Annotated in this window: 12 protein-coding genes and 1 pseudogene; 9 read left to right on the forward strand and 4 right to left on the reverse strand. The window is 52.5% G+C overall.

The annotated features are described in order from the left end of the window. The first annotated feature begins 69 nt into the window (after window positions 1–69). From ACVXHP_RS15355 to ACVXHP_RS15365, 3 genes are read left to right on the forward strand one after another with little or no spacing between them, the layout of a single operon-like run. Entirely contained in the window at window positions 70–789 is a 720-nt protein-coding gene (locus ACVXHP_RS15355) for a (Fe-S)-binding protein (RefSeq protein WP_137350409.1), read from the forward strand. A 10-nt stretch (window positions 790–799) separates the two neighbouring features. Beyond that, complete coding sequence (locus tag ACVXHP_RS15360; RefSeq protein WP_447571761.1) at window positions 800–2,227, forward strand: LutB/LldF family L-lactate oxidation iron-sulfur protein; 1,428 nt, start codon at window positions 800–802, stop codon at window positions 2,225–2,227. After that, window positions 2,220–2,915, forward strand: a complete 696-nt coding sequence (locus ACVXHP_RS15365; protein WP_447571762.1) for a LutC/YkgG family protein — start codon at window positions 2,220–2,222, stop codon at window positions 2,913–2,915. Before ACVXHP_RS15360 ends, ACVXHP_RS15365 begins: the two co-directional genes overlap by 8 nt. A gap of 49 nt (window positions 2,916–2,964) precedes the next feature. On the opposite strand, the gene gntP is transcribed toward ACVXHP_RS15365, so the two are convergent. Next, window positions 2,965–4,308, reverse strand: coding sequence for a gluconate permease GntP (gene gntP, locus ACVXHP_RS15370; RefSeq protein ID WP_003033260.1), 1,344 nt, complete (start codon window positions 4,306–4,308; stop codon window positions 2,965–2,967). A gap of 261 nt (window positions 4,309–4,569) precedes the next feature. Between gntP and uxuA the strand changes: the two genes are divergently transcribed. The 5 genes from uxuA (at window position 4,570) to ACVXHP_RS15395 (ending at window position 10,253) form a co-directional block, all read left to right on the forward strand. Further along, on the forward strand, window positions 4,570–5,754 hold the full coding sequence (gene uxuA, locus ACVXHP_RS15375; RefSeq protein WP_447571763.1) for a mannonate dehydratase: 1,185 nt from the start codon (window positions 4,570–4,572) through the stop codon (window positions 5,752–5,754). 80 nt (window positions 5,755–5,834) lie between these two features. Beyond that, window positions 5,835–7,310, forward strand: coding sequence for a fructuronate reductase (locus tag ACVXHP_RS15380; protein WP_447571764.1), 1,476 nt, complete (start codon window positions 5,835–5,837; stop codon window positions 7,308–7,310). 133 nt (window positions 7,311–7,443) lie between these two features. Continuing rightward, window positions 7,444–8,217 (forward strand): Uxu operon transcriptional regulator, encoded by a 774-nt coding sequence (gene uxuR, locus ACVXHP_RS15385; protein WP_304702406.1) that lies wholly within the window; start codon window positions 7,444–7,446, stop codon window positions 8,215–8,217. 636 nt (window positions 8,218–8,853) lie between these two features. Beyond that, entirely contained in the window at window positions 8,854–9,057 is a 204-nt protein-coding gene (locus ACVXHP_RS15390) for a hypothetical protein (RefSeq protein ID WP_447571765.1), read from the forward strand. Window positions 9,058–9,245: 188 nt separating this feature from the next. Then, window positions 9,246–10,253, forward strand: coding sequence for a porin (locus tag ACVXHP_RS15395; protein ID WP_447571766.1), 1,008 nt, complete (start codon window positions 9,246–9,248; stop codon window positions 10,251–10,253). Window positions 10,254–10,495: 242 nt separating this feature from the next. Here ACVXHP_RS15395 and ACVXHP_RS15400 read toward each other — a convergent pair. The 3 genes and pseudogenes from ACVXHP_RS15400 to ACVXHP_RS15410 all read right to left on the reverse strand — a co-directional run. Next, window positions 10,496–10,747, reverse strand: a pseudogene (locus ACVXHP_RS15400) (YbfB/YjiJ family MFS transporter); the annotation flags it as partial. Then, window positions 10,743–12,023 carry a DUF445 domain-containing protein gene (locus ACVXHP_RS15405; protein WP_316129225.1) on the reverse strand — a complete coding sequence of 427 codons (1,281 nt, stop codon included), beginning with the start codon at window positions 12,021–12,023 and terminating at the stop codon, window positions 10,743–10,745. The gene ACVXHP_RS15405 and the pseudogene ACVXHP_RS15400, both read right to left, overlap by 5 nt. A gap of 75 nt (window positions 12,024–12,098) precedes the next feature. After that, window positions 12,099–13,025 carry a LysR family transcriptional regulator gene (locus ACVXHP_RS15410; RefSeq protein ID WP_447571767.1) on the reverse strand — a complete coding sequence of 309 codons (927 nt, stop codon included), beginning with the start codon at window positions 13,023–13,025 and terminating at the stop codon, window positions 12,099–12,101. Between the two features lie 219 nt (window positions 13,026–13,244). Here ACVXHP_RS15410 and ACVXHP_RS15415 point away from each other — a divergent pair, with 219 nt between their 5' ends. Next, window positions 13,245–14,477, forward strand: coding sequence for a dicarboxylate/amino acid:cation symporter (locus tag ACVXHP_RS15415; RefSeq protein ID WP_447571768.1), 1,233 nt, complete (start codon window positions 13,245–13,247; stop codon window positions 14,475–14,477). Window positions 14,478–14,503: the final 26 nt, after the last annotated feature.

The raw sequence follows: 14,503 nt of genomic DNA on the forward strand, positions 1-14,503 counted from the left end.
GATTGAACCTTTGCTTGATACAGCACTATCAAGCGCAATAAACAGAAATGAAGCAATGGAGTAGTTATTGTGAATGTAAATTTCTTTGTCACCTGCATTGGTGACGCACTGAAATCACGGATGGCACGAGACTCCGTATTGCTGCTGGAAAAACTGGGTTGCCGCGTGAATTTCCCCGAGAAGCAAGGGTGTTGCGGTCAGCCAGCCATCAACAGCGGTTACATCAAAGAAGCGATCCCCGGAATGAAAAACCTGATCGCCGCGCTGGAAGACAACGACGATCCAATTATCTCTCCGGCTGGCTCCTGCACCTATGCGGTAAAAAGCTACCCGACCTATCTGGCCGATGAACCTGAGTGGGCTATCCGTGCTGAGAACGTTGCCGCGCGTATGCAGGATCTCACCTCCTTTATCGTCAACAAACTGGGCGTGGTGGATGTCGGCGCCAGTCTGCAGGGCCGCGCCGTATATCACCCCTCCTGTAGCCTGACCCGCAAGCTGGGTGTGAAGGAAGAGCCGCTCACTCTGTTGAAAAACGTGCGCGGGCTGGAGCTGCTGACGTTTGCCGATCAGGACACCTGCTGCGGCTTTGGCGGAACATTCTCGGTCAAAATGGCTGAAATATCCGGCGAGATGGTGAAAGAGAAAGTTTTTCACCTGATGGATGCGAAGCCGGAATATTTGATTGGCGCAGACGTCAGCTGCCTGCTGAACATTGGCGGTCGACTGCAACGGGAAGGTCAGCCGGTCAAAGTTATGCATATTGCTGAAGTGCTGATGAGCCGCTGAGGGGAAAGAAATGTCGATAAAAACCAGCGATGTAGAATTTAAACTGCGCATTCGTCAGCAGATTGAAGACCCAATCATGCGCAAAGCCGTGGCTAATGCGCAGGAGCGTATCGGCGCGAATCGACAAAAAATGGTCGATGAGTTAGGCCACTGGGAAGACTGGCGCGATCGTGCCAGTCAGATCCGCGATCACGTTCTGAGCAATCTCGACGCTTACCTGTATCAACTCTCCGAGAAAGTGACGCAAAACGGCGGGCACGTCTATTTCGCCAAAACCAAAGAAGAGGCCACCCGCTACATTCTGCAGGTCGCGCAGAATAAAAATGCGAAGAAGGTGGTGAAGTCCAAGTCGATGGTGACCGAAGAGATCGGCGTCAACCATGTGCTGCAGGATGCCGGAATTCAGGTGATCGAAACCGATCTTGGCGAGTACATCCTGCAATTGGATCAGGATCCGCCTTCGCATGTCGTGGTCCCGGCTATTCATAAAGATCGCTATCAGATCCGCCGTGTGCTGAACGAACGTCTGGGTTACGACGGCCCGGAAACACCGGAAGCCATGACCTTATTCATTCGCCAGAAGATCCGCGAGGATTTCCTCAGTGCTGAAATCGGCATTACCGGCTGCAACTTTGCCGTGGCGGAAACCGGCTCGGTGTGTCTGGTGACCAACGAAGGCAACGCGCGCATGTGCACCACGCTGCCGAAAACGCATATTGCGGTGATGGGTATGGAGCGTATCGCACCGACGTTTGCCGATGTGGATGTGCTGATCACGATGCTGGCGCGCAGCGCCGTGGGCGCACGTCTGACGGGCTACAACACCTGGCTGACCGGCCCGCGCGAGGCGGAAAACGTTGACGGACCGGAAGAATTTCATCTGGTGATTGTCGATAACGGGCGCTCGCAGGTGCTGGGCTCAGCGTTTCGTGATGTGCTGCGCTGCATCCGCTGCGGAGCCTGTATGAACACCTGTCCGGCGTATCGTCATATCGGTGGTCACGGCTATGGCTCCATCTATCCAGGTCCCATCGGTGCGGTGATCTCTCCGCTGCTCGGTGGCTATAAAGATTTCAAAGATCTGCCGTACGCCTGTTCGCTCTGCACGGCCTGCGACAGCGTCTGTCCGGTGCGGATTCCGCTGTCAAAACTGATCCTGCGCCATCGCCGGGTGATGGCCGAGGAGGGCATTACACCGAAAGCCGAGCGACGGGCGATCAAAATGTTCGCTTATGCCAACAGCCATCCAGGACTGTGGAAGGTCGGTATGATGGCCGGAGCCCATGCGGCGAGCTGGTTTATCAATGGCGGTAAAACGCCGCTTAAGGTTGGCGCGATTGGTGACTGGATGGAGGCGCGCGATCTGCCTGATGCTGACGGCGAGAGTTTCCGCAGCTGGTTTAAGAAACATCAGGCGCAGGAGAAAAAGAATGGATAACCGTACCGCATTTTTAAATACCGTCGCCCAGGCGCTGGGTCGCCCGCTGCGTATTGAACCGCAAGCGGATGCCGCGCCGGTTAACAACTATGCCAACGAGCGCCTGACCGAACTGAGCCCCGAGCAGCGCTGCGAGGCGTTTATCCAGTTTGCCAGCGAGGTGATGCTGGCCCGCTGCGAACTGACCCGCGAGGACCAGGCCGCAGAAGCGGCGTTACGCCTGTGCGAGGAGCTAGGGCCGCAACCGGTGGTACTGAGCGGCGACAGTCGCCTGGTGGAACTGGGCATCACTGAACGCTTGCAGCAGGCATGCAACGCCGTGGTCTGGGACCCGGCTCGCGGTAGCGACAATATTACCCAGGCCGAGCAGGCGAAAGTGGGCGTGGTCTATGCCGAGTATGGCCTGACCGAGTCCGGCGGCGTAGTGCTGTTTTCCGCACCGGAGCGCGGGCGTTCCCTGAGCCTGTTGCCGGAGTCGTCGATTTTCGTGCTGCGTAAAAGCACCATCCTGCCGCGCGTAGCGCAACTGGCAGAAAAACTGCATCAGAAAGCGCAGGCCGGTGAGCGGATGCCGTCGTGCATTAACATTATCAGTGGACCCAGTTCGACTGCGGATATTGAGCTTATCAAGGTGGTTGGGGTGCATGGCCCGGTGAAGGCGGTGTATCTGATTATTGAGGATTGCTAAGACAGGATGGAAAACCGCTCTGGCGCGACTGGCCAGAGCGGGACATACGTTATGCAATCATGCTGATGATCAACACGATTATCAGGCCCACCACGGAGTTCACCAGCTCCAGCAGACCCCAGGTTTTCAGCGTATCCTTCACCGACAGGTCAAAGTAGCCTTTGAACAGCCAGAACGAGGCATCGTTGATGTGGGTCAGGGTGTTGGAGCCTGCCGCGGTTGCCAGCACCAGTAACGCCGGATCGACGCCCACCAGTTGACCGGTTGCCGGGTCGAGGATGGCTGCGCTGATAATTCCCGCCGCCGTCATGGCTGAAACCACGCCCTGACCGGTTGCCAGACGAATCAGCACGGTTATCAACCACGCCATGATGTACGGAGAAATATTGCCGTGCGACATCAACATGCCGATGGTATCGCCAATGCCGGTATCGATGATGGTCTGCTTCAGTACGCCGCCCGCGCCGATGATCAGGATCACCATAGCGATACTTTTCACCGCGTTTTCAAAGGCGTTCATGACCCATTGCATATCGTGACCACGCGCCGTACCAAACAGCACGAAGGCGACAACCATGGCGATGAACATCGCGATCGGTGAAGAGCCAAGGAAGTTGACCACTTCCCACGCTTGCGTCCCTTTCACCAGCCAGATGTTGGCGATGGTGGTGGAGATCATGATGATCGCCGGGATCAGCGGCACCAGAATAGACACACCGAATGACGGCAGATTGTTCTGGTCAACCGGGACGTCGGCTTTCATGAATGACGGCGTCGGACGATCGAGGTTGCCGAGGAACTTCGGCAGGATAAGTCCGGCGCAGATCACGCTCGGAATGGTTACCAGAATACCGTAGATGTAGACCATGCCCATGTCAGCGCCGTAGGCGTTAACCAGCGCTACCGGGCCAGGCTGCGGTGGGAACAGGGAGTGAGCGGTGGTGGCGGCGGCAACGGCGGGAATCGCCAGCTTGAGGAACGGGATCTTCGCTTCCGCAGCAATGACGATCACCAGCGGCGCCAGCATAATAAACGCCACTTCATAGAACATCGCCAGGCCGAAGATCAGACCAATAATGATCACCGACAGCTGCACATAGCGCAGGCCGAGGCGCGCCAGCAGCGTATGGGCAATCTGATGCGCCGCCCCGGAATCAACCATCAGCTTACCGATGACCGCCCCGAATACCACGATAATCGCCAGCTCTCCCAGCGTACTGCCGAAACCGGATTTCATGGTGTGCAGCAGCTCCATTAAATCCATACCCGCCAGCATACCGACCGAGAGTGCCGCCAGCAGCAGGGCGACCATCGAGTTTATTTTGAATCTTAGATTAAGTACCAGCATCAGACCGATGCCGAATACGACCCACAGAATATTGAGAACGTGCATAAAACGTCTACCTTCTTTTGGTTGAACCATTATGATTTTGGTTGAGATGTTACATATATTGGTTAACCATTGATGCGATAGATGTCACATTGCGTTACATGTTTACATATTCACCGTGTATTTTTGCGCCATACATAGGATCTCAACGCCTTTCAGTGTGATTTGGTTAACCAATTTTGGCGTTGAGGTTGACATGTAATACCAAAAGGAGGAATTTATGCGCCATATCGTCGAGTCCATAACGTAAACGAGGAATAAAACATGGAACAGACATGGCGCTGGTATGGCCCTAACGATCCGGTCACCTTAGCGGATGTGCGTCAGGCGGGTGCCGCGGGCGTTGTCACCGCCTTGCACCATATCCCGAACGGGGAAGTGTGGACGGTTGATGAGATCCTAAAGCGCAAAGCGATTGTCGAGCAGGCGGGCCTGGTCTGGTCGGTCGTCGAAAGCGTGCCGATCCACGAAGACATTAAAACTCGTTCTGGCAACTATCTGCAGTGGATCGCCAATTACCAGCAGAGCCTGCGTAACCTGGCCCAGTGCGGCATTCGTACCGTGTGCTACAACTTTATGCCGGTTCTCGACTGGACCCGTACCGATCTGGAATACGTACTGCCGGACGGCTCCAAAGCGCTGCGTTTTGACCAGATTGAATTTGCCGCCTTTGAGCTGCATATCCTTAAACGTCCGGGCGCGGAAGCGGACTACACCGCCGAAGAAATTATTCAGGCGAATGAACGCTTCACCACCATGAGCGATGAAGACAAAGCGCGTTTGACCCGCAATATCATCGCCGGTCTGCCGGGCGCGGAAGAAGGCTATACCCTCGATCAGTTCCGTCAGCATCTTGAGCGTTACAAAGATATCGATAAAGCTGCGCTGCGCGAGAATTTTGCTGTCTTCCTGAAAGCGATCATTCCGGTGGCAGAAGAAGTGGGTGTGCGTATGGCGGTCCACCCGGACGATCCGCCGCGCCCGATCCTCGGCCTGCCGCGTATTGTTTCCACCGTGGAAGATATGCAGTGGATGGTGGATACGGTCAGCAGCATGGCGAATGGTTTTACCATGTGCACTGGCTCCTATGGCGTCCGTGCGGACAACGATCTGGTTGACATGATCAAACAGTTTGGTCCGCGCATTTACTTCACCCATCTGCGCTCCACGCTACGTGAAGATAACCCGAAAACCTTCCATGAAGCGGCGCATCTTAACGGCGACGTTGACATGTACGAAGTGGTGAAAGCGATCGTCGAAGAAGAGCAACGTCGTAAAGCCGAGGGCAAAGAAGATCTGATCCCGATGCGACCGGATCACGGTCACCAGATGCTTGACGATCTGAAAAAGAAAACCAACCCAGGCTACTCCGCGATTGGTCGCCTGAAAGGGCTGGCGGAAGTGCGCGGTGTTGAAATGGCTATCCAGCGCGCTTTCTTCAGCCGTTAAAGCAGATTTGCCGGTCACCGGTCTGACCGGCTTTTTCCTTTTCTCTTCCGTTGGTATTCCAACGGCTTCTGGAGTTCACGATGACAACGACAATTGCCAGTAGCAACCTGCCGGTTGCGCGTCCGGCGTGGGACAGTTCTCGCCTGCAATCCCGTATTGTTCACCTGGGATGCGGGGCTTTTCACCGCGCGCATCAGGCGCTGTACACCCACCATCTCTTAGAAACCACCAACAGCGATTGGGGTATCTGTGAAGTTAACCTGATGCCGGGTAACGACTGCGTGCTGATTGAAAACCTACGCAAGCAGCAACTGTTGTATACCGTGGCGGAAAAGGGCGCGGACAACACCGTACTGAAAGTGATTGGCTCAATGAAAGAAGCGCTGCACCCGGATCTTGACGGTTGCGATGGTATTTTACAGGCCATGGCGCGCCCGCAGACGGCGATTGTCTCGCTGACGGTCACGGAAAAAGGGTACTGCACCGATGCTGCCAGCGGTCAGTTAGATCTCAATAACCCACTGATTAAGCACGACCTGGCGAATCCGACTGCGCCGAAATCAGCGATTGGGTACATCGTACAGGCGCTGTATCTGCGTCGCGAGCAGGGGCTGGCGGCCTTTACCGTGATGTCCTGCGATAACGTACGTGAAAATGGTCATGTGGCGAAAGTCGCGGTGCTGGGCCTGGCGCAGGCGCGCGACCCGCAGTTGGCGGAGTGGATTGCAGCTAATGCCACTTTCCCATGCACCATGGTAGACCGCATTGTTCCGGCAGCGACGCCAGAAACGTTGCAGGAAATTGCCGACCAGTTGGGCGTTTACGATCCGTGTGCTATCGCCTGTGAGCCGTTCCGTCAGTGGGTGATTGAAGACAATTTCGTCAACGGTCGTCCGGACTGGGATAAAGTCGGCGCGCAGTTCGTTGCCGATGTGGTGCCGTTTGAAATGATGAAATTGCGTATGCTCAACGGCAGCCACTCTTTCCTCGCGTATCTGGGCTATCTTGGCGGGTATGAAACCATCGCCGATACCATGACGAATCCCGCGTACCGCAAAGCGACGTTTGCACTGATGATGCAGGAACAGGCGCCGACGCTGGCGATGCCGGAAGGCACCGATCTCAACGCCTACGCGACACTGCTGATCGAGCGTTTTAGCAACCCGTCTCTGCGCCACCGCACCTGGCAGATTGCGATGGATGGCAGCCAGAAACTGCCGCAGCGCCTGCTTGATCCGGTACGTTTGCATTTGCAAAACGGCAGCGACTGGCGTCACCTGGCGCTTGGCGTTGCGGGCTGGATGCGTTATACCCACGGCGTGGATGAGCAGGGGCAGGCCATCGATGTAGTTGACCCCATGCTGGCTGAATTCCAGCGTATTAACCAACAGTACCAGGGAGCTGAACGCGTGACGGCGCTGCTGGGGCTGAGCGGGATTTTTGGCCATGATTTGGCGGAAAACGCCGACTTTGTTGAGACGGTTATCGCCATGTATCAACAACTGTGTGAGCTGGGCGCGCGTGAGTGTGTTGCCGCGCTAAGCGCTGACGCTTAATTCCCCGAACTATGACGGGTCAATCAAAATACTGATTTGGTTGACCCGTTTTCTGTTTTTGACTTGCCGCAAATGCTATAGTTCGATACTTGGTCACCGTATCTGATTACACGCTTCTGACGGACATAACACGATGAAATCGAACACTTCTCAACAAAGACCCTACCAGGAAGTGGGTGCCATGATCCGCGATCTGATTGTCCAGACGCCGTACCAGCCCGGTGAGCGTTTGCCGCCGGAGCGTGAAATCGCTGAGATGCTTAATGTCACTCGCACGGTGGTACGTGAAGCATTAATCATGCTGGAAATTAAAGGACTGGTGGACGTGCGTCGCGGTGCCGGAATCTACGTGCTCGACAATGCGGATGCGCAGAGTATCGACAGTCCCGATGCAAATCACTGCAACGATGCCGGTCCGTTTGAACTGCTGCAGGCACGCCAGTTGCTGGAAAGCAACATCGCTGAATTTGCCGCGCTGCAGGCCACTCGCGAAGACATCGTTAAAATGCGTCAGGCGTTGCAACTGGAAGAGCGTGAACTGGCCTCCAGCGAACCGAATGGCTCAGAAAGCGGTGACATGCAGTTTCATCTGGCGATTGCTGAAGCCACGCATAACAGCATGCTGGTGGAGCTGTTTCGCCAGTCATGGCAGTGGCGTGAGAACAACCCGATGTGGATCCAGCTTCATAGCCACCTCGATGATACTCATTACCGTAAAGAGTGGATGGTCGACCACAAGCAGATCCTGGCGGCGTTAATTAAAAAGGACGCCCGCGCGGCCAAGCTGGCAATGTGGCAGCATCTGGAAAACGTCAAACAACGTTTGTTGGAATTTTCAAATGTCGATGATATCGACTTTGATGGCTATCTGTTCGAGTCCTGGCCGCTGGATAAAGTTAACGCCTGATTTTCCTTCTTCAGCCACACGGGCAGCTTCGGTCCGTGTGGTATTTTCCCTCGTGATAATTCCCCTTTTCTCGTACTGAATTTGACGTAAATAATTATGTCTGACATCTCAGCTGAGATTTTTTCGCCGCCCTTACTCGGCGTAAATTGATTTATATCAATTAAAAATAACTTAATTTTGCATGCAAAAAAATGAGTTATTTACCTTATTTTTACCTTTTCGTGCTTATTTTTAGACAAAACAGGCCAGCATTAAGTGAGAATCAAAGTGATTCCCGTAGTGGTTTGGGTAGGACCGCTTTGCATAACAGTACATAAAAACAAGCAGTTTGCGTAAAAGTAGACATTAATAACGGTACGTAACTTATTGGTCGTAATGATGTTTTGATTTGGTGTGCTAAGTTTTGTCAATGCTTCATGCGTTTTAATCAAATGAATAAAAATGGAAATATGTAAAGTTAAAATTACACATTATTCTATAAACAAGTTATCTTTCACTTGAAATAGCGTTCCATTTTACTGTGATTTATTAACAGTTTTATTACGAGTGCGAGTGTTTTTTACCGTTGACATGTTTTTACACTGACTGCATATTTCATCGCCATAAGCGTCTTATTGCGTTCAGGAGATGATGACGATGCCTTCTCGAGATTATCCCGATATCCGAAAAGCCAGGGGTACCCGATCTAAAGATATGGTTCTTTTAAGTGCCCGCGTTGATACTTCTCTGTGGGAATATGTCCGAACGCTGGCATTTGAAACGCGAAAAAGTAAACAAGATATTATCGCTGAGGCGTTAATGCTACATCGTTCTATTAACCAGCGCGAGAATCAAGAGTAAACCTGGTTGACCTTATTCCAGATTTTAAATGAAATCTGAGTAGTGAATTATTTATTGCCACTTCATTATTGCCTTTATTGGTGTGTTATTGATTTCTCCCCTTGGTATTCAGGGGGCTTTTTTATGAGGACTTTCTGCCTTCATAACAAAGTTGATAGCAAAATTCACAATTAAAAGTGAGTAAAAATATGAAAAAGTCAGCAGTGGTATTAGCAGTGATGGCATTAGGCATCACTTCCGCTCAGGCAGCGGAAATTTATAATAAAGATGGCAACAAACTTGATTTGTACGGCAAAGTGAAAGCAGTCCACTCCTGGACTGACGGCACCGATGCTGATGGTACCTACGCACGTCTGGGTTTTCGCGGTGAGACTCAAATCAACGATCAACTGACTGGCTATGGCCAGTTTGAAAGTCAGTTTGATGCCTCTAAAGCAGAAGGTTCTCAGAATGGTGTTAATACACGTCTGGCGTTTGCTGGTCTGGATTACGGCCATGACGTTAGCTTTGACTACGGTCGTAACTACGGTATCGCTTACGACGTGGGAGCTTACACTGACACTCTTTCAGAGTTCGGCGGTGACTCCTATGAAAATACTGACCGCTTCCTTACTACACGCACTTCTGGCGTTGCAACACTCCGCACCAAAAATCTGTTTGGTGCCGTTGATGGCCTGAGCCTGGGCGCGCAGTATCAGGGTCAGGATGATACCGATAAGGATCCGACGAAACAGCACGGCAATGGCTACGGCTTCTCCCTGGGCTACGACAATATCGCCGATTCCGGCGTGTCTGCGATTGCGGCCTACACCACCAGTTCTGTGACTGCTCAGCAGAAACAGAATGGTTGGGATGGCAAAAACGCAGAGTTTTGGGGCGCTGGCCTGAAGTATGATGCTAACGCCATCTATGTAGCGACGATGTACGGTGAGTCCCACAACCTGATTCAGGATGCGGACAAAGCTGAGCACTTTGAAGCGATGGCTGCGTATGTGTTTGATTTTGGTCTGCGTCCGAACGTGGCTTACGTCCATGCGCGTGACAACAATAATAATGACCTGACCGAATATGTGGCGCTGGGTACGGACTACTACTTCAACAAAAATATGGTCGCTGATGTAGGTTATAAAATTAACCTGCTTGATGGCGCTGACGGTGACAACCAGGTTGTTGCGGGTCTGACCTATCAGTTCTAATTTGTTGTGATAATATGTAAAAGGCGTCTTTTGTAAGACGCCTTTTTTACATTTTCCCGCGTTTAAACGGGCACATTAAACCGATCAGGATTATTAACCCGAGTGAGTTTTTTAAACCAGGATATGTGCGTTTTCTGAAATGGTGTTGATGTTGCGTTAATATGTCCATTTTTACGCATTTTAAAGTGAGTTTATAAATTAACGGTGGTGAATTATAAATTTCCTGGCGGGTATTTTGTTCGTCATTTAGAGGTGCTGATACGCTGTTTATATAATTGCGTGAGGCTGATAATCGCAGCAATAAACAACGCAATGGCACCACACAGCGTGGCACTAATTATGGCCTGAGCGCCGCTTCCTAACAGGCTGGTTAATAGCGGTCCGAGAATTTGTCCGATACCGTATGTCAGGGTGACCAGGCCCAGCAGATTAATATTGCGTGGCACGCTAAGTTGACGGGCGAGTGGCATCACCAGCGAGGTGGTCCCCTTAAAGATTCGCCAGCGTTAGCAGGGAAGGAATTTGCGACAGTAGATATAACAGCAGCCCAATAGAACCGCCGACCAGCGTGCCGTTGACGCGAATAAACTGCAAATCTTTGCCAATGTTTAGCTCAATTTGCTGTGACATATCGCGCGCATCCCAGCTTTTCACCGTGTCGCTAATGTGGCGCGTCAGGAAGGTGGCGAACTCTGGCGCAACCTTATGCGCGGCCTGCTCCAGATGTCCATTCAATGAAGCGCGCAGGGCGCTGTCGGCAACCAGCGTTTCGCCGAACCACTGCCCGGCATTAGCAATGCGCTGCTTCACGCGCGAATCCTCGGCGTTGATATCGGATTTCAGCCACTGACGCAGGTCTGCCCACAGCTCGCCAAGATAACGGTTGAAGGCTTCGTCTTCTTTCAGATAGCTTTTGAGGCTTTCCGCTCGCACGGCCATTTCCGGATCGTGTTTGAGCTTATCGATGAGCTTAAACGTCGCGCGATCGAAGGCGTGGCGGATCTGATGGGCGCGATCGTGGCTGATGTCATCCAGCAAGGAGTTAACGGCATCAGAAACCAGCTCGGCGCTGTGCTCGCCCAGCCATTCGGTCGGCAGGATCTTCGCTTTCAGCGGATGTTCGGTCTCCAGCCAGTGCACGATCTGCCGGGCGATAAACGCCCGCGAGCTGTCGCGTTGCAGCAGAGAGATAAGTTGGGCGATCAGCGTGTCGAGCAGTACCTGATGGCGATTGTTTTTGGTCATGCTTTCCAGCATCAATGCGCTGGTTTCAGAGAGATCAACCTTATCGATGGCCTTGTGCACCGCCCGCTTGATCAGTCGCTGAATGCGGGCGTCATCGGTCAGTTCGAGAAAACCGCTCATTATTTGCAGCAGGTGCTGGCCAATACGCCGGGCGTTTTCCGGCTGGCTGAACCAGTTCCCGATCAATAGCGCCGGTTCATGGCGGCGGATCAGCGCGACCAGGGACTGGGTGTCGAGAAATTTTTCCTGCACAAACTGACCGAGATTTTCCCCGATCCGATCCTTATTGCGCGGGATAATCGCCGTATGTTGCGAGATGAACGGGATCGGCACCCGGCGAAAAAGCGCCACCACGGCAAACCAGTCCGCCAGTGCGCCGACCATCGCCGCTTCGGCGATCGCTTTGATTCCGAGCACCCAAAAGTTAGGCGGCAGAAACAGCGTGATAACGAAAGTGGCGGCGGCAATCAGCAGCAATGAGAGCGCCAGTCGCTTGGCGCGTTTGAGTTCAGCAATTTTATTCATAGGCTTAAGAATAGAGCCAGACGACAGGATCGCGCAAAAAATGTGGTGCGGCCCCCATTTTTAGGCGGCCAGACCTTACTCCGGGATCCAGTTATCCCAGGCGGGTAAGGGACCGAGTTCCGCTACCAGAAAATCGATAAACGATCGTACCTTGGGGTTGCTGTACTTACTGGGAAAATAGAGCGCATACAGGGCGTGGGTTTCACAGGTAATAGTGCCGTCGAGCATCAACGGCGTTATCTCTTCTTTTTGAATATGATCGCCAATCAGGTAGGTCGGCAAGTACGCCACGCCCTGATCTTCCAGTACCGACTTCAGTAATACCAGACTGCTATTGGCCTGGATCGGCATATGGAGTTTGAGCTGATGCAGACGATCCTGTTCATCAGCCACTTTTAACACTGGCGTGAGACCCGGATACACCAGGCAATCATGGTGGACCAGATCGCTTCGGCGCTGGGGCATGCCTTTTTTGGCAAGGTAGCCGGGTGAGGCGCAGTACGCCCAGCGGACAGGCACCAGCTTGCGCATGGCATAGTTCTGCGGCGGCGCGGTAGAAATGTGCAGAGCGATGTCGAAATCCGTTTCGTTCAGATTCACGAAGTTATCGTTGAGATCGATATACAAATTCACATCCGGGAACTGAGCGCGATATTTATCCACCAGGTTCACCAGTCGGGAATAGCCAAACGCAATTGAGCAGGTTATCCGTAATTCACCCTGCGGGCTGTGGTAATAGCCTGAAGTAGTATTCAGCGTTTCATCGAATTCTTTCAAAAGCTTATTCGCGCGGTTGAAGAGATATTGCCCGGCGTCGGTCAGGGTAATACTGCGGGTGGTGCGTTTAATTAACGTCGTCCCCAGCGTGTCTTCCATCGCGGCCAGGCTTTTACTGACCGCAGACGGCGAGACGTTGAGCTGCGCCGCGGCTTCTGACAGGCCCCCGCAATTGACGATTTTCGTAAAAAATTCCAGATGCTTGAGTGAAATCGGCGTACTCATAGTTTCCTTTAATTCACAAGTGATTTGCAAAAACGGTACGACCAGGCCGTTACATTCGGCTTTTAAACATGCAACTATTGAATCACAGGCAACAACTTGCTGGCAAAATGAAAAAATAACAACTTAGGTGAGTTACGTCACAAAATAAAAGGAGGCGCAACGGAAACTCATCACAGTGTGAATTTAATCTCATTAATTATTATTCTAAAGGTACCGATTATGTGGTCACGACTCGAACCCTACAGATCGTCGATTATTTTATTAGTTGCTCTGGTGATTGGCGGCTTATTAGGTATATATGCCCCATCGTTGGCAAGTAAGCTTCAACCAATAGGTCAGATATTCTTAAACTTGTTATTTATGATTATTGTGCCGCTGGTGGGGATCAGCGTCATGTCTTCGATCGCCAGTATGACCGACCTGAAAAGGCTGGGGCGCATTATGGCGATTATCTTTATTGTTTCGATCGCGATGGCCTTTATTCCGGCGGCCGGGATCGTCGCGCTGGCGCTCTGGTATAACCCGGCGCAGGGCGTCACTATCGATCTCTCGCAGTCCGTACAGGCGGGTAGCGGCAAGATGGATTTTGTTAGCATGATTACCACCAGCGACTTTATTGGACTGTTTTCTAAGTCCAATATCCTGGCGCTGATCGTGATGGCGATCATTGCTGGTGTGGCGATTGGCCAGTCGGATCAGGCAGGGAAACGCATTGCTTCACTGCTGGAGGATGCCAACACGGTGATCATGAAGATCGTCTCAATCATCATGAAGGTGGCGCCGATTGGTCTGGGTTGTTATTTCGCCGCCACCATGGCCAGCCAGGACTCTGCTCTGCTGTTAACCTTTGCCCGCGCCATTGGCCTGTTTATGGTTGCTACGCTAGTCTACTTTGTTCTTGGCTCTATTCTCTATTCGTATATTGGCGGTGGTATTCCGGCGGTGAAAGCCTTTTGGCGTAACGCGATTGAACCCTCTGCGACCGCGCTGGGGACCTGTTCTTCGCTGGGTACGCTGCCGGTGACGCTGCGCGCCGGTAAAGCGATGGGAATCAATCCGGAAATCGTTGATGTCTCTATTCCGCTGCTGGTGAACCTGAATAAAGGCGGTGTGGCAATGATAGCCGCACTGAAAATTGTCTTTATCTATTCCGTGCTGGGTATGGAGTTCACCACTGAAACCTTCTTCCTGACGATGCTGATTGCGGTGCTCTCCGCCATTATCGTCGGCGGCGTGCCGGGCGGGGCGTTCCTTGGCGAGATCTTTATCGTCACCACGTTGGGTCTGCCGATGGAAACGATCCCGATGCTGGTGGTACTGGGCACCATTACCGATGCGCCCGCGACGCTGATTAACGTGATCCATGATTTGAACGCGGCACAGATTGTCGAACGGTTCGCTGGAAAAAAGCAGACCAACACTGAAATAAACTCTACTGCTGCGGTGGTATAGGTTTTCACACGGATTAAGAACAGGAG

Source organism: Citrobacter freundii complex sp. 2025EL-00176, from assembly GCF_053309355.1.

Bases quoted from the DNA above. Each gene is read 5' to 3' on its own strand.
- ACVXHP_RS15360 (WP_447571761.1), top strand. From the start codon at position 800: ATGTCGATAAAAACCAGCGATGTAGAATTTAAACTGCGCATTCGTCAG.
- ACVXHP_RS15365 (WP_447571762.1), top strand. From the start codon at position 2,220: ATGGATAACCGTACCGCATTTTTAAATACCGTCGCCCAGGCGCTGGGT.
- gntP (WP_003033260.1), bottom strand. From the start codon at position 4,308: ATGCACGTTCTCAATATTCTGTGGGTCGTATTCGGCATCGGTCTGATG.
- uxuA (WP_447571763.1), top strand. From the start codon at position 4,570: ATGGAACAGACATGGCGCTGGTATGGCCCTAACGATCCGGTCACCTTA.
- ACVXHP_RS15380 (WP_447571764.1), top strand. From the start codon at position 5,835: ATGACAACGACAATTGCCAGTAGCAACCTGCCGGTTGCGCGTCCGGCG.
- uxuR (WP_304702406.1), top strand. From the start codon at position 7,444: ATGAAATCGAACACTTCTCAACAAAGACCCTACCAGGAAGTGGGTGCC.
- ACVXHP_RS15390 (WP_447571765.1), top strand. From the start codon at position 8,854: ATGCCTTCTCGAGATTATCCCGATATCCGAAAAGCCAGGGGTACCCGA.
- ACVXHP_RS15395 (WP_447571766.1), top strand. From the start codon at position 9,246: ATGAAAAAGTCAGCAGTGGTATTAGCAGTGATGGCATTAGGCATCACT.
- ACVXHP_RS15405 (WP_316129225.1), bottom strand. From the start codon at position 12,023: ATGAATAAAATTGCTGAACTCAAACGCGCCAAGCGACTGGCGCTCTCA.
- ACVXHP_RS15410 (WP_447571767.1), bottom strand. From the start codon at position 13,025: ATGAGTACGCCGATTTCACTCAAGCATCTGGAATTTTTTACGAAAATC.
- ACVXHP_RS15415 (WP_447571768.1), top strand. From the start codon at position 13,245: ATGTGGTCACGACTCGAACCCTACAGATCGTCGATTATTTTATTAGTT.